Origin of the sequence: Streptomyces sp. NBC_01750, from assembly GCF_035918095.1 — a bacterium.
In the GTDB taxonomy this organism is placed as follows: domain Bacteria; phylum Actinomycetota; class Actinomycetes; order Streptomycetales; family Streptomycetaceae; genus Streptomyces.
This window is the reverse complement of the sequence record NZ_CP109137.1, coordinates 3,854,340-3,872,829: the sequence shown is the minus strand read 5'-3', so window position 1 is coordinate 3,872,829 and position 18,490 is coordinate 3,854,340. Positions and strand designations below refer to the sequence as shown.

The following is an 18,490-nucleotide window of genomic DNA, read 5'->3' as shown; positions in this document are numbered from 1 at the left end:
ACTTCCCGGCCAACACGGCTGTCCTGTACGTCAGTCGATGTCGTACAGGTCCCGGTACGAAGGGAAGGTGCCGCCGGGTCCGTCGACGCTCCGTGCCGCGAGAACCGCCCGCACGATTGCCCGGGTCACCACGTCCGCGCCCGCCGCGAGCACCTCGTTGAGGGCGAGGGGTTTGGTGGCGTCGAGCGGGACGACGCCGGTGGCGAGCGTGAAGACGGTGTCGCCGTCGTTGAGGAGATGGACGGGGCGTACGGCGCGTGCGATGCCGTCGTGCGCCGTGCCCGCGAGCTTCTGCGCCTGGGCCCGGGTCAGATCCGCGTCGGTCGCGACGACGGCGAGTGTGGTGTTCAGTGGCGGCAGCGGAGGCCATCCGCTCGCCCGACCCGTCTCGTCCAGCCGTTGCCGCGCCGCCGTGTGGACCTCGGCCGGCGGGTAGTCGACGCGGCCTTCGAAATACTGGCCGTACAGCACACCGGTCAGCGGGTCGATGACCGAACCCACGGCGTTCGCAACGACCAGTGCGGCGACGGTGACCCCGGAGCCGAGGACGGTGCTGGCCGTGCCGAGCCCACCCTTCAGCCGCCCCACCACCGCACCGGTACCGGCGCCCACAGCGCCCTCTTCGAACGGCACACCGCTCTCGGTGGCCGCCGCCGCCTCCACCGCCGCGCGCCCGGTCGATGCGTCCGGGCGGGCCTGCCAGTCGCCGCCGCGCCCCAGGTCGAAGACACAGGCCGCGGGTACGACGGGCACGACATGGTGGGGCTCGGGCCCCACCCGTACACCGCGTCCGCGTTCCTCCAGCCAGGCCATCACTCCGGCGGCGGAGTCGAGTCCGTACGCGCTGCCGCCGGTCAGTACGACGGCCTCGATGCGCTGGACCAGGTTGCGGGGGTCGAGGGCGTCGGTCTCGCGGGTGCCCGGGCCTCCGCCGCGTACGTCGACGGCGGCGATGGCCCCGCCCTCGGGCGCGAGGACGACGGTGGTACCGCTGAGCGCGCGGTCGCCCGGCACGCGCGCGTGCCCGACCCGGAGGCCGGCCACATCGGTCAGGCCGCCCGTGGGCTTGCGCGTGAGCCCGTCGGCCGGCCTGTCCGTCGGTCCGTCCGTCGTCCCGCCGCTCCGCGGGCTCCTCGGCACGTCTGCCGTCCCGTCCGTCCGTGCGTCATTGGCTGCCATGAAGCCCATGCGTACCACGGGACTTGGCTCAGCGCCCCGGCCATGGCCACGTCCCGACCCGTGGCGTCGCTCAGGTGCCCCGGCCGCCATCCTGGCGGTGGGCGTTTCCGCGTCGACCGTCGCCGCGACCGGTGCCGCGACCGGTCACGCTCCTTGGGCCCCCGCCGCCGTACCCGCGCTCGCATCCGCCGCCGTACCCTGGAGGTATGAGCACCGCCCCCGCCCCCGGACCGCGTGATGCGGAGCAGCCGCGGCAGCAGTCCCCGAAACCGAAGCTGATCTTCGACGATCCGCTGGACCAGCAATCCTCGGACGATACGGACCGCGGGTGGGGCGAGCGGCCTCTCGCGAGCGGCGACAGCGCCGCCGAGCTGGCGCGTTTCCTCGACGAGAAGCCGCCGCACCACATCTGAGCCGCGGCTACCGGCCGTGCCCCGAATCTCGCTGCGCAACGAGCGCGTCCCTGATCTCCTTCAGCACCTCGAGTTCGGTCAGCTCGACCACTTCCTTCGCGCCTTCCTTGGCGCGTTCCCGGGCGGCGCGCCTGGCCAGGTACTTGGACATGGGCAGCACCATCAGGAAGTAGACGACGGCCGCTGTGATCAGGAAGGTGAGCGTGGCGCCGAGCACGGACCCCCACATGATCCTGATGCCGGCCACCTCGCCGTCCACAACTTCACAGGTGCCCTTCAGGCAGGAGCTGTAGGAGTCGAGATCCTTGGTGCCGAACGCGCCTACCAGCGGATTGATGACGCCCTTCACCACGGCGTTCACGATCTGGGTGAACGCCGCGCCGATGACCACGGCGACGGCCAGGTCGATGACATTGCCGCGCATCAGGAAAGCCTTGAAGCCCTCCAGGACGCTGACCTTCTTCTCGCTCACCACTGAGCCTCTCTTCGCATGTGCGGGACACGGAGCCAGACGTTCCGAAACCTACGTCAGCGCGTAGTCGTGCTGTCCAATCCGCACTGCGAACAGATTGCCTGACGGTGCGTCAGGTCGTCGGCTCGTGTCGACTCCGAGTCAGTACACCGTCACCGCCAGTCGCGATGTCGCTCCCGCGCCCGCGAGTGCCGCGGCGGTGGTGCGTGGCACCGACAGGACAATCAGCGCACCGCTGTCCGGAGAAGCCCCGCGCAGTCCCGGGACATTGGTGACACGAACGCCCGACGCCACCACCCGCGCCGCAGTCCCTTCCCCTACAGGGGAGTTGGCCGCGGCGATCACATCCACCCGGTCTCCCGGGCGCAGCAGCCGGACCGTGGCGGCATCCGCGATTCGCACCGGCGCGGACACCATCGCGGCGGCGGGCAGCCGTTCGCGCTGGGGCGCGGCAGCCAACGCCTCGGCGCCCCCGCTGTCCGGTCCCCGCGCACCCGAAGCGGCAAGCGCCGCCGCCGTCATGGCAAGCCCCGCCGCCATCGCACGGCGTCGCCGGAGCGTCGCGCGCCGCAGGCGGTGCGCCCCACCCCGCACCCGCAGCGGAGCGAACGGCGGCACGCCGAGGGGCTCCGGGGCCGGAGCGGAAGAGGGAGGAGAGGGAGAAGGAGGAGAAGGGGGAGAGGGATGGAGAGAAGGAGGAAACGGAGAAGGGAGAGAGGGAGGAAGCGGAGGGACGGAAGAAGGGTGAAACGACATGACACACACCGCCTGCCGTGAGGAGTGGAGTTGGGCTGACCACTCCTCACCATCCACTCTCCGCGCGCATCCCGCCGACACCTGTGGACGACCCCCGCGCTGTGGACAACTCCCTCACCCGCAGGAGGGCTTGACCGCGCCGGGCCGAAGAACTACGGCAGCTGAAGTCCGGTGTCGATGCCGTCCAGCGCATGCGAGCAGAGACAGTCCCGCGTCTCACCCGCCGGCAGCCCCGCAACCGCGTCGAAGAGCACCGTGCGCAGCCTGTCGACACTTGCGGCGAAGACCTTCATCACGTCTCCCTGGGAGACGCCCTCGCCCGTCTCGGCCCCGGCGTCCAGGTCCGTCACCAGCGTCATCGACGTGTAGCAGAGCCCCAGTTCACGGGCGAGGACCGCCTCCGGGTGCCCGGTCATGCCGACCACCGACCAGCCCATCGCCGCATGCCACTGCGACTCCGCCCGGGTGGAGAAGCGCGGCCCCTCGACCACCACCAGTGTCCCGCCGTCCACCGGCTCCCAGTCCCGCCCGCGCGCGGACGCGAGGACCGTCTTGCGCCCCTCGGGACAGTACGGATCGGCAGGCGACACATGCACCACGTTCGGGATGGTCCCGTCCGGCAACGGCAGACCGTCGTAGTAGGTCTGCGCACGTGCCTTCGTACGGTCCACGAACTGGTCGGGGACGAGCAGCGTCCCAGGACCGTACTCCGGGCGCAGCCCGCCCACGGCGCACGGCCCCAGCACCTGTCCCACGCCCACCGACCGGAGCGCCCACAGATTGGCGCGGTAGTTGATGCGGTGCGGCGGCAGATGGTGGCCGCGTCCGTGCCGGGGCAGGAAGGCGACCCGCCGCCCGGCGATCTCGCCGAGTAGCAGCGAGTCGCTGGGGCTGCCGTACGGGGTGTCCACCTGGATCTCGGTGACGTCCTCCAGGAAGGAGTAGAAGCCCGAGCCGCCGATCACACCGATCTCTGCGGTCGCGTTGGTCGCATTCGTCGCCATGGCGATCACACTATCCGTACGCGAAAACGCCAAGGACCCCGCCGTACACAACGGCAGGGTCCCGGAAAGCAGGCGTCAGACGCGGGGCCACGTACAGCGGCCGGGCTGGGCCGGGCGGGGGAGCGGCGTCAGGCGGCCGAGCTGCCGCTGGAGCTCGACGACGAGCCCGACGAAGAGGAAGCCGACGTCGAGGACGACGAAGCGGCGGGCTTCGAGTCCGACGACTTCGCGCTCGAGTCCGACGACTTCGCGCTCGAGTCGGACGACTTCGCGCTCGCGGACGCAGGCGTCGACGAGGGCGAGCTGCTCGAGGACGAACCTCGGCTGTCGTTCCGGTAGAAGCCGGATCCCTTGAAGACAATGCCCACCGCCGAGAACACCTTCTTCAGGCGTCCATCACAGCTGGGGCACACGGTCAGGGCGTCATCGGTGAACTTCTGCACCGCCTCGAGGCCCTCGCCGCATTCGGTGCACTGGTACTGGTAGGTCGGCACTTGTCTTCCTCCTGGCACTCTCACTCAATGAGTGCTAACGACGATCCATAGTGACCTATTCCGCTGGATCAGTCCACTGTCAACGGCACGCGGTGACTCATCCCACGTGCCGCGATCCGCCCCGAGGCCTTCGGCGACAGCCGCGAGCGGAGCGAAATGAGCGTGACGAATGCCAGCACAGTGCCCACCAGCGGTACCACGAATCCGGCGCTCGCGCCGTTCGCGTCGGCCAGTCGCCCGGCCACCGTCACGGCCGCCGCCTGGCCCAGCGCCACGGCACCCGTCAGCCAGGTGAAGGCCTCGGTACGGGCCGAAGCCGGCACCAGCGACTCGACCAGTGTGTAGCCGCTGATCAGGGCGGGCGCGATGCAGAGGCCGACGAGCAGTCCCAGCCCCGCCAGCAGCGCCACGGAGTGCACCGCCCACAGCGCCGAGGCCGCCAGAGCCAGCCCGGCGTAGCCGAGCACCAGCCGCCGCCGCGGGCCGCTCTTCCACGCGATGGCACCACAGGCGATGCCGGCCAGCATGTTGCCGGCCGCGAAGATCCCGTACAGAAGTCCGTTGGCGCCGGGGTTGCCGATCTCCTCGGCGAAGGCGGTCAGCGAAACCTGCATTCCACCGAAGACCGAACCGATGCCGAGGAAGGCCACGGCCAGCACCCGCACCCCCGGGACGGAGAGCGCGGACGCGTGCGGTTCGGCGGCCGTCGCCCTGGGCCGTACCGCAGGCTGCGTGCCGCTCTGAGCGGCGAAGAACAGACCGCCGGCGAGCGTCAGCGTCGCCTCGGCGATCAGGCCGGCCGCCGGGTGCACACCGGTGCACAGCGCTGTCACGAGCACCGGTCCGACGACGAAGGTGAACTCGTCCGTCACGGACTCGAAGGCGGCCGCCGTCGACATCAGTGGCGAACCATCCAGCGTGGCCGCCCAGCGGGCCCGCACCATTGGTCCGACCTGCGGTACGGAAGCACCCGCGGGCACGGCGGCGACGAACAGAGCCCACAGGGGCGCCTGTGCCAGTGCGAGCGCCGTCAGCGCGGACACGGAAGCGGCGTGCGCGAGCACGCCGGGCAGCAGTACGGCCCGCTGCCCGAGACGGTCCGCGAGCTTGCCGCTCTGCGGCGCGAAGAGCGCCATGGAGACGCCGGTGAAGGCGGCGACGGCGCCGGCGCTGCCGTACGAACCGGTGGTGTGCTGCACCAGCAGGACGATGCCGATGGTCAGCATCGCGAAGGGCTGCCGCGCCAGGAAGCCGGGGAGCAGGAATGTCCAGGCGCCGGGTGTGCGCAGGAGCTGCCCGTATCCAGGACGGTTGTTGACCGTGGATGCCACGGTCCGTGCCTTTCTGCCGCCTGGTAGCGCTTCCCTGGTGCGCGTCGTACTTGTGGTACGAGACGCGACGGAGCCGCCGAGAGCTGTCCTCTTGCGCTGAACTGCGGTAGATACCGGGGCCCACTGAGGGGGCTCCGCGGCCGCCATACGGTCGCGCCAGCTCTGCGTCAGGCAGAGTTGGTCGATCAGTGTGCCTTGATGCTACAGGGCATATTCGATTCGTGCCTGGGAAGTGGCCCACACATTCCAAGATCTGCCTGCGATTAGGCGGATCTCCCTGTGGATCTTCCTCCGGCGTTTCCATCCGTCCCCAGCCAGTCGGCAAGCTTTCCGCCCTGTCCGACCGCCCGCAGCCGCCGCTCCGCGGCGTCCCGCACCGGATCCGTCGCCACCACCATCAGCTCGTCACCCCGCCGCAGCACGGTGGAGGGCAGCGGTACGAAGCTCTTCCCTTCGCGTACGACCAGGGTGACCGCCGAGCCGGCCGGCAGCCGCAGCTCCGCGACCTCCACGCCGTGCATCTTCGAACCCTTCGGGATCGCCACCGACAGCAGATGCCCGCGCAGCCGCTCCAGCGGCGCCGACTCGATGCCCAGATCGGCGGCGTCGGACGGGCCGCCGAGCCGCAGGGCCTTCGCCAGCCAGGGCAGCGTCGGTCCTTGGACCAGGGTGTAGACGACGACCAGCACGAAGACGATGTTGAAAACCCGGTCGCTGCCCTCGATGGAGGTGACCAGCGGGATGGTGGCGAGAATGATGGGCACGGCGCCGCGCAGTCCCGCCCATGACATGAGCACCTGCTCCTGCCATGGGATGCGGAACGGCAGCAGGCTGATGAAGACCTCCAGCGGCCGCGCCACCATGGTCAGGACCAGGCCGACCACTACCGCGGGCCAGAAGTCGACGAGCAGCTCGTGCGGCGTCACCAGCAGCCCGAGCAGGACGAACATGCCGATCTGCGCGATCCAGCCGAGGCCCTCCGCGAAGCCGCGGTTCGCCGGCGCGTGCGGCAGCTTGGAGTTCCCGAGCACCATCGAGGCGAGATAGACGGCGAGGAAGCCACTGCCGTGCGCCATGGCGCCGGCCGCGTACGCCACCACCGCGATCGCCATCACCGCGATCGGGTACAGGCCCGAGGCGGGCAGCGCCACATGCCGCAGCCCGAACGCGCCCAGCCAGCCCGTCGCGAGCCCGATGGCCGCGCCGATCGCCAGCTCCAGCGTGATCTTCCCGACCAGTACGTACCAGTCGTCGATGGGTCCTGGCGTGGAGAAGGCCATCACCAGGATGACCACGGGGGCATCGTTGAAGCCCGACTCGGCCTCCAGCACACCGGTCACCCGGGACGGCAGCGGCACCTTGCGCAGTACCGAGAAGACCGCCGCGGCGTCCGTCGAGGACACGACCGCGCCGATGATGAGCGCCTGCCGCCATTCGAGCCCGACCAGATAGTGCGCTCCGGCCGCCGTGATGCCCACACTCACCGCGACGCCGACGGTCGACAGCACGACCGCCGCGGGCAACGCGGGTTTGATCTCCTTCCACTTGGTGGCCAGGCCGCCCTCGGCCAGGATCACCACAAGCGCGGCATAGCCGATCACCTGCGTCAGTTCGGCGTCGTCGAACCTGACGTCGAAGATGCCGTCCTGCCCGATCGCGATCCCGATCCCGAGATACAGCAGCAGGCTGGGGAGCCCACTGCGGGACGAGATGCGTACCGCCGCGACGGCGATGAGCAGAACGAGCGAGCAGATGAGCAGGAGTTCATTGAGCTGGTGGACACTCAGTGGCCGATCCTTCCCTCGCGCCTTCGGGCCGGATCGCTCCTCCGGCCGGCGACACTTCGTTACCTTACCTAATCTTTAACGTTTCCTTGACGGGTCGATCATTCGTACGAGAGGGCGTCCGGCCGCTGCCTTACGGATACCGCGTCCGGACCGCCGGAGCGCTGCGCCTATGGTTGCTCCAGCACCCCAGGACCAGCCTGCGCCTCGAAGGACAGCGATGCCCGCCAACACAACCGCCTCTTCCCCCAAGAAGAAGAAGGGGCGACGCGCTCGCCTGCTCGTGATCGTCCTGGTGCTGGCGCTTGTCGCGGGTGTCGGATATGGGACGTACTGGAGCATCAGCACCGTGCGCGCCTCGTTCCCGCAGACCAACGGCACGGTCAAACTCGACGGCCTCTCCGGCCCGGTCGAGGTCAGACGGGACAACTACGGCATCCCGCAGATCTACGCGGACAGTGACGAAGACCTGTTCCGCGCCCAGGGCTTCGTCCAGGCGCAGGACCGCTTCTGGGAGATGGACGTCCGCCGCCATATGACGGCCGGCCGGCTCTCCGAAATGTTCGGCTCCGGACAGGTCGAGACGGACGCGTTCCTGCGTACTCTCGGCTGGCGCCAGGTGGCGCAGAAGGAGTACGACACCCTCCTCACGCCCGAGACCAAGAAGTACCTCCAGGCGTACGCGGACGGTGTCAACGGCTACCTCAAGGGCCGCGAGGGCAAGGACCTTTCGGTCGAGTACGCCGCCCTTGCCTTCAGCAACGACTACAAGCCCGAGAAGTGGACGCCCGTCGACTCGGTGGCCTGGCTCAAGGCGATGGCCTGGGACCTGCGCGGCAATATGCAGGACGAGATCGACCGCTCGCTGCTGACGAGCAGGCTCAGCGACAAGCAGATCAAGGACCTGTATCCGGCCTATCCGTACGACCGGAACAAGCCGATCGTCGCCAAGGGCGGTATAGACCCCGCGACCGGCAAGTTCGACCCGGCAGCCAAGCCGTCCGGCGCCTCCGGCGGCGGCAGCGGGAACAGCGCGGCGGACGCCGCCCAGGGCCTCAACTCCCAGCTCTCCGCGCTCTCCAAAACCCTCGACACGATCCCCGCTCTGCTGGGCCCCAGCGGCAACGGCATCGGATCCAACTCCTGGGTCGTCTCCGGCGCGTACACGACGACCAACAAGCCGATGCTGGCCAACGACCCGCATCTCGCGCCGTCGCTGCCCTCCCTCTGGTACCAGATGGGCCTGCACTGCCGGACCGTCTCGGCCACCTGCCAGTACGACACCGCCGGCTACACCTTCTCCGGCCTGCCCGGCGTGATCATCGGTCACAACCAGGACATCGCCTGGGGCTTCACCAATCTCGGTGCCGACGTCACCGACCTCTACCTCGAGAAGCTCAGCGGCGACCGCTACCAGGTGGGCAACGAGGAGAAGGCGCTGAAGACCCGCCAGGAGGTCATCAAGGTCGCGGGCGGCTCCGCCAAGACGATCACGGTGCGCTCCACCGGCCACGGCCCGTTGGTCTCCGACCGCAGCAGCGAGCTGGAGCAGGTAGGCGAGAAGGCCCCTGTCCCGAAGGCCGCCCCCGCCCCTGACCGTGGCGCCGGATACGCCGTCGCGCTCCAGTGGACCGCGCTGCAGCCCGGCAAGTCCATGGACGCGGTCTTCGAGCTCAACCGCGCCAAGGACTTCAACTCCTTCCGCGCGGCAGCCAAGAACTTCGAGGTCCCCTCGCAGAACCTCGTCTACGCCGACGTCAAGGGCAATATCGGCTACCAGGCTCCCGGCAGGATCCCGGTCCGAGCCGAGGGCGACGGCACAAAGCCCGCTCCCGGGTGGGACCCCCGGTACAAGTGGAAGCGCTACATCCCCTTCGATGAGCTGCCGTACGAGTACAACCCCGAGCGCGGCTACATCGTCACCGCCAACCAGTCGGTGATCGATGCGAAGAAGTACCCGTACCTGCTGACCAAGGACTACGGGTACGGCGCCCGCAGCCAGCGGATCAACGACCTCATCGAGTCGAAGATCCAGGGCGGCGGGAAGATCTCGACCGAAGACATGCGCACCATGCAGATGGACAACAGCAGCGAGATCGCCAAGCTGCTGACGCCCTACCTGCTCAAGATCGATGTCTCGGACAGCTACGTCCGCGAGGCCCAGAAGCTGCTGGAGGGCTGGGACTACACCCAGGAGCCGGACTCCGGTGCCGCCGCGTACTTCAACGGGGTCTGGCGCAATGTCCTCAAGCTCGCCTTCGGCAACAAGCTGCCCAAGGAGCTGCGGGTCGAGGGGGAGTGCATGAGCGTCCGCCCGGCCGACAGCTCGGCCCCGGACGACCAGCTCAGCGAGCGGGTGCGGGAGTGCGGCCAGCGGGACACCGAGTCGGCGCAGCCGGACGGCGGCGACCGCTGGTACGAGGTCGTACGCAGGATCCTCGAGGACGAGAAGAACGAGTGGTGGCAGTCCCCGGCCAGCCGTACGGACAAGGCCACCACCACCCGGGACGAGCTGCTCGCCCGGGCCATGGAGGACGCCCGCTGGGAGCTGACGGCCGAGCTCGGCAAGGACGCCTCCAGCTGGAGCTGGGGCAGGCTGCACCAGCTGACGCTGAAGAACCAGACCCTCGGTACCGAGGGTCCCGGCTTCCTGCAGTTCGTGCTCAACCGCGGTCCGTGGAACCTGGGCGGCGGCGAGGCGGCGGTCAACGCCACCGGCTGGAACGCGGCCGGCGGCTACGGAGTCATCTGGGTGCCGTCGATGCGGATGGTCGTCAACGTCGGTGACTGGGACAAGTCCCGCTGGATCAGTCTGAGCGGTGCGTCGGGGCACGCGTACAGCGCGCACTACACCGACCAGACGGACAAGTGGGCGAAGGGTGAGCTGCTCGACTGGGCCTACGGTGACGCGGCCGTGAAGGCGAAGACCGTCGACACCCTCAAGCTCACTCCGTAAAACGCCTGACGGCCGTGGGCGTCACCACGGCGTGTACGGGGTGGTCGTGCGGTTCCTCCGGGACCCGTGCGAGCACCTCGTTCGCGTACAGCAGAACCACCAGTGCGGGGTCGGCGCCGGCCGCCGCGAGCCGGGAGAGGACTCGGTCGTACGAACCGCCGCCGCGGCCGAGTCGCATACCGCGCGAGTCCACCGCGAGCCCCGGAAGGAGCACGGCATCCGCCTCCAGTACGGCGTCCACGCCCAGCCGCTGGCCGTCCGGCTCCAGCAGCCCGCGGCCCGCGCGCACCAGATGCTCCGCGCCTCTGTACTCGCCCCAGTCCAGATCGTTGTCCGCCTTCAGGACCGGCAGCAGGACGCGTGCTCCCCGCTCGCGCAGCGCGTCGAGCAGCGCCCGCGTGCCGGGCTCGCGCCCCACCGAGACATATGCGGCAACCGTGCCCGCCTCGGTCAATTCCGGGAGATTCAGAGCCTGTCGCGCGAGAACCGCCGCGGCCTCCTGGACGTCCTCAGTGGACAGAAGGCCCCGGGCGTCGAGGAGTTCACGTCGTACCGCACTCTTTCGGGACAAGTCGCCGCTCATTGCGTTTCTCAGGAACCTCTCGTATACGCCTTTATGAGCAGGAAGTTAACCGGAGCCTCATCTTCAGCCCAATCTCACCGGATAGTGTGAAGCGCATGACTCAGTCGCACCCCAGGATCAGCAAGGCTGTCATCCCTGCCGCAGGCCTCGGAACCCGGTTCCTGCCTGCCACGAAAGCCACTCCCAAAGAGATGCTGCCTGTCGTCGACAAGCCTGCGATCCAGTACGTCGTCGAGGAGGCGGTCGCGGCCGGTCTCTCCGACGTACTCATGATCACAGGTCGCAACAAGCGCCCGCTCGAGGACCACTTCGACCGCAACTACGAGCTGGAGAGCGCGCTCACCCGCAAGGGCGACGCCGAACGTCTGGCGAAGGTGCAGGAGTCGAGCGATCTCGCCACCATGCACTATGTGCGCCAGGGCGACCCGCGCGGCCTCGGCCACGCCGTGCTGTGCGCCGCCCCGCACGTAGGCGACCAGCCCTTCGCGGTACTCCTCGGCGACGACCTGATCGACCCGCGCGACCCGCTGCTCGCCCGCATGGTCGAGATCCAGGAGCGGGAGGGCGGCAGCGTCATCGCGCTGATGGAGGTCGATCCCGCCCAGATCCATCTGTACGGCTGCGCGGCCGTCGAGGCCACCGGCGAGTCCGACGTGGTCAGGGTGACGAAGCTGGTCGAGAAGCCCGACCCGTCCGAAGCGCCGAGCAACCTCGCCATCATCGGCCGCTATGTCCTGGATCCCGCGGTTTTCGAGATACTCCGGGAGACCGAGCCGGGCCGCGGCAACGAGATCCAGCTCACCGACGCCCTCGAGAAACTCGCCGAGGACGAGAAGGTGGGCGGCCCGGTGCATGGCGTCGTTTTCAAGGGCCGCCGCTATGACACCGGCGATCGTGGCGACTACTTGCGGGCAATTGTCAGACTCGCGTGCGAACGTGAAGACCTGGGCCCGGAGTTCCGGACCTGGCTTCGCAGTTATGTGACCGAGGAGATGTAGCACCGTGAGCAGCACGATCTGGTCGGTGGACGACCATCTGGAGGACATCCTCGGCGCGATCCGTCCGCTGGACCCGATCGAGCTGCAACTGCCCGACGCCCAGGGCTGCGTTCTCGTCGAGGACGTCACGGTGCAGGTTGCCCTGCCACCCTTCGACAACAGCTCCATGGACGGGTACGCGGTCCGTACGGCGGATGTATCGGGAGCCACCGAGGAGTTCCCGGCCGTCCTCACGGTCATCGGCGATGTGGCGGCCGGCGGCGGCGGCCTGCCCACGGTCGGCCCCGGCCAGGCCGCGCGCATCATGACCGGCGCCCCGCTGCCGCCCGGCGCGGAGGCGGTCGTCCCCGTCGAGTGGACCGACGGCGGTACGGGCGGCGGAGCGGCCACCACGATGCGCCCGGCCGGCGAGGCCCCCGAGGGCGCGAGCGGCGAGGTCCGCGTCCACCGCCCGGTCGAGGCAGGGGCCCATGTGCGCACGCGTGGCAGCGACGTCCAGGCGGGCGATCTGGCGCTGGAGGAGGGCACGGTCCTCGGCCCGCCGCAGATCGGACTGCTCGCCGCGATCGGCCGCGGCTCCGTGCGCGTACGGCCACGCCCCCGCGTCGTCGTGCTCTCCACCGGCAGCGAACTGATCCAGCCCGGCGAGCGGTTGGGCGAGGGCCAGATCTATGACTCCAACAGCTTCGCGCTGTGCGCCGCCGCACGTGACGCGGGCGCCCTCTCCTACCGGGTGGGCGCGGTCGCGGATGACGCGGAGACCCTGCGCGCCACCATCGAGGACCAGCTGATCCGCGCCGATCTGCTGGTCACGACGGGCGGTGTCAGCGTCGGCGCGTACGACGTGGTCAAGGAAGCCCTCTCGTCCGTGGGTGACGAGGACGTGCCGGGCAGTGGGATCGACTTCCGCAAGCTCGCCATGCAGCCCGGCAAGCCGCAGGGCTTCGGTTCGATCGGCCACGAGCACACCCCGCTGCTGGCGCTGCCGGGCAATCCGGTCTCGTCCTACGTCTCCTTCGAACTGTTCGTACGTCCCGCGATCCGGGCCCTGATGGGCCTGAAGGACGTCCACCGGCCGAAGGTCCGCGCCGCGCTCAAGGCCGACAAGGCCCTGTCGTCCCCCTCCGGCAAGCGGCAGTTCCTGCGGGGTGCGTACGACCCCGAATCGGGCACCGTCTCCCCGGTCGGCGGCTCCGGCTCCCATCTGATCGCGGCCCTCGCCCATGCCGACTGCCTGATCGTCGTCCCGGAGTCCGACACCTCGGTCGAGCCCGGCGCGGAGATGGAAGTGGTCCTCATCGGGTGACCTGTGTGCGGTGGCGGTACCGTGTCTGCCCACACAGGCCGTGAAGGCCCGGACCGGGAGCGCCGCACCAATGAGCACGCACGACAGGCTGACGCACATCGACGAGGCGGGGGCGGCCCGCATGGTCGACGTCTCCGGGAAGGACGTCACCTCACGTACCGCCCGCGCCAGCGGCAGGGTCCTGGTATCACCGCAGGTCGTGGAGCTGCTGCGGGGTGAGGGCGTCCCCAAGGGCGACGCTCTCGCCACGGCTCGTATCGCGGGCATCATGGGCGCCAAGCGCACTCCCGATCTGATCCCGCTCTGCCACCCGCTCGCGGTTTCCGGCGTGAAACTCGATCTGAAGGTCGCGGACGACGCCGTCGAGATCATCGCGACGGTGAAGACGACGGATCGCACAGGAGTCGAGATGGAGGCCCTGACGGCGGTATCGGTCGCCGCGCTCACCGTCGTCGACATGGTCAAGGCCGTGGACAAGGCGGCGGTCATCAGCGACGTGCGGGTCGAGGAGAAGACGGGCGGCAAGTCCGGCGACTGGATCCGCCCATGAGCCCGGCGCCGCGGGCCGGAGAGGTGTACGGCCACAGCCACGGGCCCGGCCCCGAGGCCGCCGGCCCGGAAGCCGTCGGCCTCGACGCGACCGCCGCCGACGCGACCGGCGGCGAGCCGGCCGCGCCGTACCGGGCCCTTGTCGTGACGGCGTCGAACCGTGCCTCCGCCGGGGTCTACGCCGACAAGGGCGGCCCGATCCTCGCCGAGGGCCTGGCAGCGCTCGGCTTCCAGGTCGAAGGCCCCCGGGTCGTGCCGGACGGCGACCCCGTCGGGCAGGCCCTGCGGGACGGGGTCGCCGCCGCGTACGACGTCATCCTCACCACCGGCGGCACCGGCATCTCGCCCACCGACCGGACGCCCGACGTCACCGCCCGCGTACTGGACCACGAGATCCCCGGCATCCCCGAGGCTATCCGCGCGTACGGACGCGAGAAGGTGCCCACCGCGGCCCTGTCCCGTGGCCTCGCCGGTGTCGCCGGCCGCACCCTGATCGTCAACCTCCCAGGCTCCACGGGCGGAGTACGCGACGGACTCGCCGTACTGGAGAAGCTCCTGATTCACGCCGTCGAACAGATCCGCGGTGGAGACCACCCCAGACCCATCCCCCGGACTCCGTCCGGGGGGACCCCCAGGAGCTCAAGCTGAACGCCCCGTTCTGGCCGGTGATCCTGGCGGACGGCGATATCGCCCTTCGTCCGATAAAGCTGCGCGACCAGCGGGTCTGGCGCGAGGTCAACCGGCGCAACCGCGACTGGCTGCGGCCCTGGGAGGCGACGATTCCGCCACCCGCCCCCGGCGGCCCGGCCGCCCAGCGTCCCACCTACCGTCAGATGGTCCGCCATCTGCGCGCCGAGGCCAACGCCGGCCGGATGCTGCCCTTCGTCATCGAATACCGGGGACAGCTCGCCGGTCAGCTGACGGTCGCCGGAATCACCTGGGGCTCGATGTGTTCGGGGCATGTCGGCTACTGGGTCGACCGGGAGGTGGCGGGCCGCGGCGTCATGCCGACGTCTGTCGCCCTCGCCGTCGACCACTGCTTCCGTACGGTCGGACTGCACCGCATCGAAGTCTGCATTCGCCCGGAAAACGTCCCCAGCCGCCGGGTCGTGGAGAAACTCGGATTCCGCGACGAGGGTCTGCGCCCCCGTTACCTCCACATCGATGGTGCGTGGCGGGACCATCTGGTCTTCGCGCTCACGGCCGAGGAGGTGCCGGAGGGACTGCTGCGCCGCTGGCACCAGGCACGACCCGGAACGCCACGGGAAATAAAATAAGTGTTCGAAATTGATCGCCGTCGGCCATGACCTGATCTGAACAATCACAAAAAAAGTCCGTGATATCAGCCAGATCGTGCGACACACCGGGCCAATTGGCGGATGCCCTCGCGAGAAGCCCTCTACGGTGTGAAGCGTGAGTAGCAGTGGCCTCATCTACGCAGTCATCGTCGGGGCCTGGGCCGCCTACTTGGTGCCGATGTGGCTCCGCAGGCAGGACGAGCTCAATGAAGCCCGTCCGACGGAACGCTTCTCCACCGCCATCCGGCTGCTGTCCGGGCGCGGGGCAATGGAGCGCCGGTACGCCAAGGAGCTGCGAGAGCGCACGGCCGAGGAGCCGGGGTCCGACGTGGACCCGGACGCGGCCACGGACCGTTTGAGTTCCGTGGACGTCCGGGCTTTCGCGATGCCCCCGGCCCGTACCGAAGCCCGGCTCGACGTCCCGGCCCGTCCGGTGCCCGCACAGGCGGAGCCACCCCAGGCCCAGCACCGGCCGTCGGCCCGCCCCGCGGCCCGGCGTCCGCGTCCGGACGGCGCCGCCGCCGAGCGTGCCCGCCGTACCAAGGTCCTGGCCCGCCGCAGACGCACCACGGTGGTCCTCTTCTTCGCCTTCACACTCGGCACGATTGTCGCCGCGGTCGGCGGACTCGGCTTCCTGTGGGCCCCGGCCCTCCCGGCGGTGCTCCTCAGCGTGTACATCGTGCATCTGCGCGGCCGGGAGCGGCGGCGCTTCGCGTTCACCATGGACCGGCGCCGGGCAGAGGCCGCGGCGCAGCAACTGCGCGAGAACCGTCCCCGTCGGCACCAGGCCGCGGCGGCGTCCGCGGTCGAGCGGGACGAGGAGCAGGAGGCGCGCCCCGAGCCCGACCCCGCCGTCATGCTCTCCCCGCAGGAGGCAGGACGCCGCGCGCTGGTCGAGCAGACGGACCACGCGGAGTGGGTCGACCAGCAGCGCGAACGCGGCCCGGCGCGCGGCGACAGCTGGGACCCGGTCCCGGTCCCGTTGCCGACGTACGTCACCGCTCCGGTCGCTCCGCGCGCGACGAGCGGCGTGGACTTCAGCGACCCGGAGACCTGGAGCTCGGCGCGCTCCTCGACCGCGGAGCCGACCCAGGAATCGGCGCCGGCGGCCGACGCGCCTCCGCGCCAGCGGACGTCCTCGACCCGCCGGGCCCGCGACCGCGGCCGCACGCCGCTCTTCGACCAGTACGCGGAAGAGGACCGGCCGCGCGCCGCCAACGAGTGAGCGCGGACGCGTCCCGGCTCCGCCGGCGTGCTTCCGTGACCAGCGAGGGAACGGATTTCCAAGCACCCCAATGGGGGTGCTAAGGTTTCACTCGTTGCAAGGGCCTGTGGCGCAGTCTGGTAGCGCACCTCGTTCGCATCGAGGGGGTCTGGGGTTCAAATCCCCACAGGTCCACAACAACGGGCCGTTCGCGGGTTCGCCTGCGAACTGTTCACGAGATCCCGGTCAGACGGTCATCGTCTGACCGGGATCTCGGCGTTTGAGCCTCTACTTGTGTGAAAGTCAGTCTGACGGGCCGCCGGGAAGCGTTGCGGTCCGCGTCGGAACGGGCCGGGGGTTGGGATGCGGACATGCCGCGGGGACCGCAGGCGTGGAGTCAGACTCCTGCGGTCTCGCGACGTGTCGATCTTCAATTACCCGGAACGTGCCCTCTCAGGGGCTACGGCTCAGCACCTGAGAGCGGGCCGCGATCGTCAAGTGGATCGTCGGGTAGGGCAGAAGGACATCATTCGGCTCGAGGTCGAGGCCGGTGATCGCGCTCTGCTTGCTGGCGGCCAGGTACTGCTCGAGTTCCTTGATGTTGTGGACCATGACGGTGAAGGCGGACAGCAGGGTTTGCGCGACGCGGCCACGGGGCTGACGCCTCTCGCGGGCGTGCAGGGCGGAGTCGACGGACTTCAGCCGCCCGTTGCCACCTTCGATGTGAGCACGCAACGTCTGGTAGGCCAGGGCCCAGGAGGGCGTCTGCCAAGGCAGCTCCTGCCGCGTGCGGGGCATGACGTGCGCCTGCACGGTGACGGAGGACTGGCGGCAACATTTGGGGCGTTCGCCGAACGGAATGGTCGGGGGCTCTACGGTGGGCCGGCTGGCAGGGTGCGCGGTGCGCTCCCTGTGGGCATCGAGGTTGATGACGACCGGTACGGGCCCCTTCTTGGGTGGTGTGCCGCGGCCCTCACGCTCCTGTGCCCAAGGGCAGTTGAGCTTGGTGATGGGGCAGGCGAACCGCTCGGTTCCGCGATCGTCCAGTGTGTCCTTACGGGTGAGTGCGTACGCCTCGATCTCCTGCAGCCGCTCTCGAAGAGGGATGCGTTCACGCTCGTTCTTGGTGCTGCGGATCTGCGAGTACAGGTCGAGCAAGCGGCGTGGCGTGAGGGGGCAGAAGAGTCGGCCGACTTTCGTGATCGCGCCCTGGTGATGGCCTTCCGCCTTGGCGGAAGTGACCTGTGGCTCAGTGAAGTCGAGCACGGGCATGTAGCCGAGGGCGCGCATCGGCCGGTGGAAGTTCTCGGGGAGGAGCTTGGTGTAGGCGCGGTCGGCCGCCGTGAAGCCACGGAGCTCGGTGAGCTGCGCCAGCACAGCGCTGACGTAGTGGGCGTGGCGGCCCATGTCCTTCTCTGGCGTGTGCAGCACCATGCCGAGGATCAGCTGTGGGTAGCGGCCGGCTCGGTCCGGGTCGGCGTGGGCCGCGATGGCGAGCGTGGCGCTGTAGCCGAACTCCCGGTCGCCGCCCCCCTTGTAATGCCAGTTTGCGCTCGCCTCCAGAGCGGAGCGCTTGCGTGTGTGGGGACGGGCCCAAGTTGGCACGCAGGTGGTGTCGATCGCAGTGTCGCCGCGCCAGTGACGCATCAGACCTTTCACGAAGGCGATGCGGACCGGGGCGGTGACCAGTCGGTTGGCGAGTTCTTCCAGACGACGGAGAGCGGGCTGTCCGTGGTCACCGTTCCACTGAGCGGCCACTTTGCGGCCTGCTGCCCTGGGAAGCCGACTGCGGCGCTGGTGCGGTGCAGCGTCCAGCAGCCGGTTCATGCGAGTCCAGGCGCGGTGGAAGCGGTTGTAAAGCGCGTTGACCGCGTCCTGGTCCTCGATGTCGCAGGTCGGAATGGCGAGGTGGGCGCGCAGCCGCTCGCTGATGCCGAACGTCATGATCTCGAAGGCGTCGTCGAGGTTGCCACTGGTTCTCTCGTAGCTCGCGCAGACCAGACCGAGCAGAACCAGACGGACGGGGTATCCGGGCGGGCCCGGGAGTCCTGCAAACTGTGCCTCGATCATCTCCACGACGCCGCTCTGATGGAGCGTGCGCCGAAGCTTCATGACCTTGCTGTCGGCCATCTCGGACGGCTCGTGTGAGCGCGGGTACGGGCG

Annotated in this window: 17 protein-coding genes and 1 tRNA gene; 9 read left to right on the top strand and 9 right to left on the bottom strand. The window is 69.5% G+C overall.

All coding sequences use genetic code 11. The features are described 5' to 3' along the window. Nucleotides 1–30 precede the first annotated feature (30 nt). The gene (locus OG966_RS17240; RefSeq protein WP_326650561.1) at nucleotides 31–1,188 is read right to left on the bottom strand and encodes a P1 family peptidase; all 1,158 of its coding nucleotides are present in this window, start codon (nucleotides 1,186–1,188) and stop codon (nucleotides 31–33) included. A 197-nt stretch (nucleotides 1,189–1,385) separates the two neighbouring features. On the opposite strand from OG966_RS17240, the gene OG966_RS17235 reads away from it, so the two are divergent. Next, nucleotides 1,386–1,592 carry a hypothetical protein gene (locus OG966_RS17235; RefSeq protein ID WP_326650560.1) on the top strand — a complete coding sequence of 69 codons (207 nt, stop codon included), beginning with the start codon at nucleotides 1,386–1,388 and terminating at the stop codon, nucleotides 1,590–1,592. A gap of 7 nt (nucleotides 1,593–1,599) precedes the next feature. Here the strand turns inward: OG966_RS17235 and mscL are convergent, their stop codons facing one another. From mscL to OG966_RS17205, 6 genes are all read right to left on the bottom strand, one after another. After that, entirely contained in the window at nucleotides 1,600–2,064 is a 465-nt protein-coding gene (gene mscL / locus OG966_RS17230; RefSeq protein WP_326650559.1) for a large conductance mechanosensitive channel protein MscL, read from the bottom strand. Between the two features lie 141 nt (nucleotides 2,065–2,205). Then, complete coding sequence (locus OG966_RS17225) at nucleotides 2,206–2,820, bottom strand: hypothetical protein (protein WP_326650558.1); 615 nt, start codon at nucleotides 2,818–2,820, stop codon at nucleotides 2,206–2,208. 152 nt (nucleotides 2,821–2,972) lie between these two features. Continuing rightward, nucleotides 2,973–3,824, bottom strand: coding sequence for an S-methyl-5'-thioadenosine phosphorylase (locus OG966_RS17220; RefSeq protein ID WP_326650557.1), 852 nt, complete (start codon nucleotides 3,822–3,824; stop codon nucleotides 2,973–2,975). Between the two features lie 128 nt (nucleotides 3,825–3,952). Continuing rightward, on the bottom strand, nucleotides 3,953–4,318 hold the full coding sequence (locus OG966_RS17215; protein WP_326650556.1) for an FmdB family zinc ribbon protein: 366 nt from the start codon (nucleotides 4,316–4,318) through the stop codon (nucleotides 3,953–3,955). Nucleotides 4,319–4,386: 68 nt separating this feature from the next. Further along, nucleotides 4,387–5,649: an MFS transporter gene (locus OG966_RS17210; protein WP_406731674.1), complete on the bottom strand. Its 1,263-nt coding sequence runs from the start codon at nucleotides 5,647–5,649 to the stop codon at nucleotides 4,387–4,389. Nucleotides 5,650–5,912: 263 nt separating this feature from the next. Next, the gene (locus OG966_RS17205) at nucleotides 5,913–7,436 is read right to left on the bottom strand and encodes a potassium/proton antiporter (protein ID WP_326655254.1); all 1,524 of its coding nucleotides are present in this window, start codon (nucleotides 7,434–7,436) and stop codon (nucleotides 5,913–5,915) included. 217 nt (nucleotides 7,437–7,653) lie between these two features. Here OG966_RS17205 and OG966_RS17200 point away from each other — a divergent pair, with 217 nt between their 5' ends. After that, nucleotides 7,654–10,389 carry a penicillin acylase family protein gene (locus OG966_RS17200; protein ID WP_326650553.1) on the top strand — a complete coding sequence of 912 codons (2,736 nt, stop codon included), beginning with the start codon at nucleotides 7,654–7,656 and terminating at the stop codon, nucleotides 10,387–10,389. On the opposite strand, the gene OG966_RS17195 is transcribed toward OG966_RS17200, so the two are convergent. Continuing rightward, entirely contained in the window at nucleotides 10,379–10,972 is a 594-nt protein-coding gene (locus tag OG966_RS17195; protein ID WP_326650551.1) for a 5-formyltetrahydrofolate cyclo-ligase, read from the bottom strand. The genes OG966_RS17200 and OG966_RS17195 overlap by 11 nt on opposite strands. Before the next feature lie 95 nt (nucleotides 10,973–11,067). On the opposite strand from OG966_RS17195, the gene galU reads away from it, so the two are divergent. The 7 genes from galU to OG966_RS17160 all read left to right on the top strand — a co-directional run bounded on the left by galU (nucleotide 11,068) and on the right by OG966_RS17160 (nucleotide 16,522). Beyond that, nucleotides 11,068–11,970, top strand: coding sequence for a UTP--glucose-1-phosphate uridylyltransferase GalU (gene galU / locus OG966_RS17190; protein ID WP_326650550.1), 903 nt, complete (start codon nucleotides 11,068–11,070; stop codon nucleotides 11,968–11,970). A gap of 4 nt (nucleotides 11,971–11,974) precedes the next feature. After that, a complete protein-coding gene (gene glp / locus OG966_RS17185) occupies nucleotides 11,975–13,276 on the top strand; it encodes a molybdotransferase-like divisome protein Glp (RefSeq protein WP_326650548.1) in 1,302 nt (433 codons plus the stop codon). A gap of 70 nt (nucleotides 13,277–13,346) precedes the next feature. Further along, nucleotides 13,347–13,826, top strand: coding sequence for a cyclic pyranopterin monophosphate synthase MoaC (gene moaC / locus OG966_RS17180; RefSeq protein WP_326650547.1), 480 nt, complete (start codon nucleotides 13,347–13,349; stop codon nucleotides 13,824–13,826). After that, nucleotides 13,823–14,473, top strand: a complete 651-nt coding sequence (locus OG966_RS17175; RefSeq protein ID WP_326650546.1) for a MogA/MoaB family molybdenum cofactor biosynthesis protein — start codon at nucleotides 13,823–13,825, stop codon at nucleotides 14,471–14,473. Before moaC ends, OG966_RS17175 begins: the two co-directional genes overlap by 4 nt. A 17-nt stretch (nucleotides 14,474–14,490) precedes the next feature. Next, nucleotides 14,491–15,102 carry a GNAT family N-acetyltransferase gene (locus tag OG966_RS17170; RefSeq protein WP_326650545.1) on the top strand — a complete coding sequence of 204 codons (612 nt, stop codon included), beginning with the start codon at nucleotides 14,491–14,493 and terminating at the stop codon, nucleotides 15,100–15,102. Nucleotides 15,103–15,238: 136 nt separating this feature from the next. Further along, complete coding sequence (gene sepX, locus OG966_RS17165; RefSeq protein ID WP_326650544.1) at nucleotides 15,239–16,348, top strand: divisome protein SepX/GlpR; 1,110 nt, start codon at nucleotides 15,239–15,241, stop codon at nucleotides 16,346–16,348. 100 nt (nucleotides 16,349–16,448) lie between these two features. Then, nucleotides 16,449–16,522, top strand: a tRNA-Ala gene (locus OG966_RS17160). Nucleotides 16,523–16,780: 258 nt separating this feature from the next. Here the strand turns inward: OG966_RS17160 and OG966_RS17155 are convergent. Beyond that, nucleotides 16,781–18,457: a hypothetical protein gene (locus OG966_RS17155; protein WP_326650543.1), complete on the bottom strand. Its 1,677-nt coding sequence runs from the start codon at nucleotides 18,455–18,457 to the stop codon at nucleotides 16,781–16,783. Nucleotides 18,458–18,490: the final 33 nt, after the last annotated feature.

Coding starts and splice junctions, on each gene's coding strand:
- OG966_RS17240 (WP_326650561.1), bottom strand. CDS start 1,188: ATGGGCTTCATGGCAGCCAATGACGCACGGACGGACGGGACGGCAGAC.
- OG966_RS17235 (WP_326650560.1), top strand. CDS start 1,386: ATGAGCACCGCCCCCGCCCCCGGACCGCGTGATGCGGAGCAGCCGCGG.
- OG966_RS17225 (WP_326650558.1), bottom strand. CDS start 2,820: ATGTCGTTTCACCCTTCTTCCGTCCCTCCGCTTCCTCCCTCTCTCCCT.
- OG966_RS17220 (WP_326650557.1), bottom strand. CDS start 3,824: ATGGCGACGAATGCGACCAACGCGACCGCAGAGATCGGTGTGATCGGC.
- OG966_RS17200 (WP_326650553.1), top strand. CDS start 7,654: ATGCCCGCCAACACAACCGCCTCTTCCCCCAAGAAGAAGAAGGGGCGA.
- OG966_RS17195 (WP_326650551.1), bottom strand. CDS start 10,972: ATGAGCGGCGACTTGTCCCGAAAGAGTGCGGTACGACGTGAACTCCTC.
- galU (WP_326650550.1), top strand. CDS start 11,068: ATGACTCAGTCGCACCCCAGGATCAGCAAGGCTGTCATCCCTGCCGCA.
- moaC (WP_326650547.1), top strand. CDS start 13,347: ATGAGCACGCACGACAGGCTGACGCACATCGACGAGGCGGGGGCGGCC.
- OG966_RS17175 (WP_326650546.1), top strand. CDS start 13,823: ATGAGCCCGGCGCCGCGGGCCGGAGAGGTGTACGGCCACAGCCACGGG.
- OG966_RS17155 (WP_326650543.1), bottom strand. CDS start 18,457: ATGGCCGACAGCAAGGTCATGAAGCTTCGGCGCACGCTCCATCAGAGC.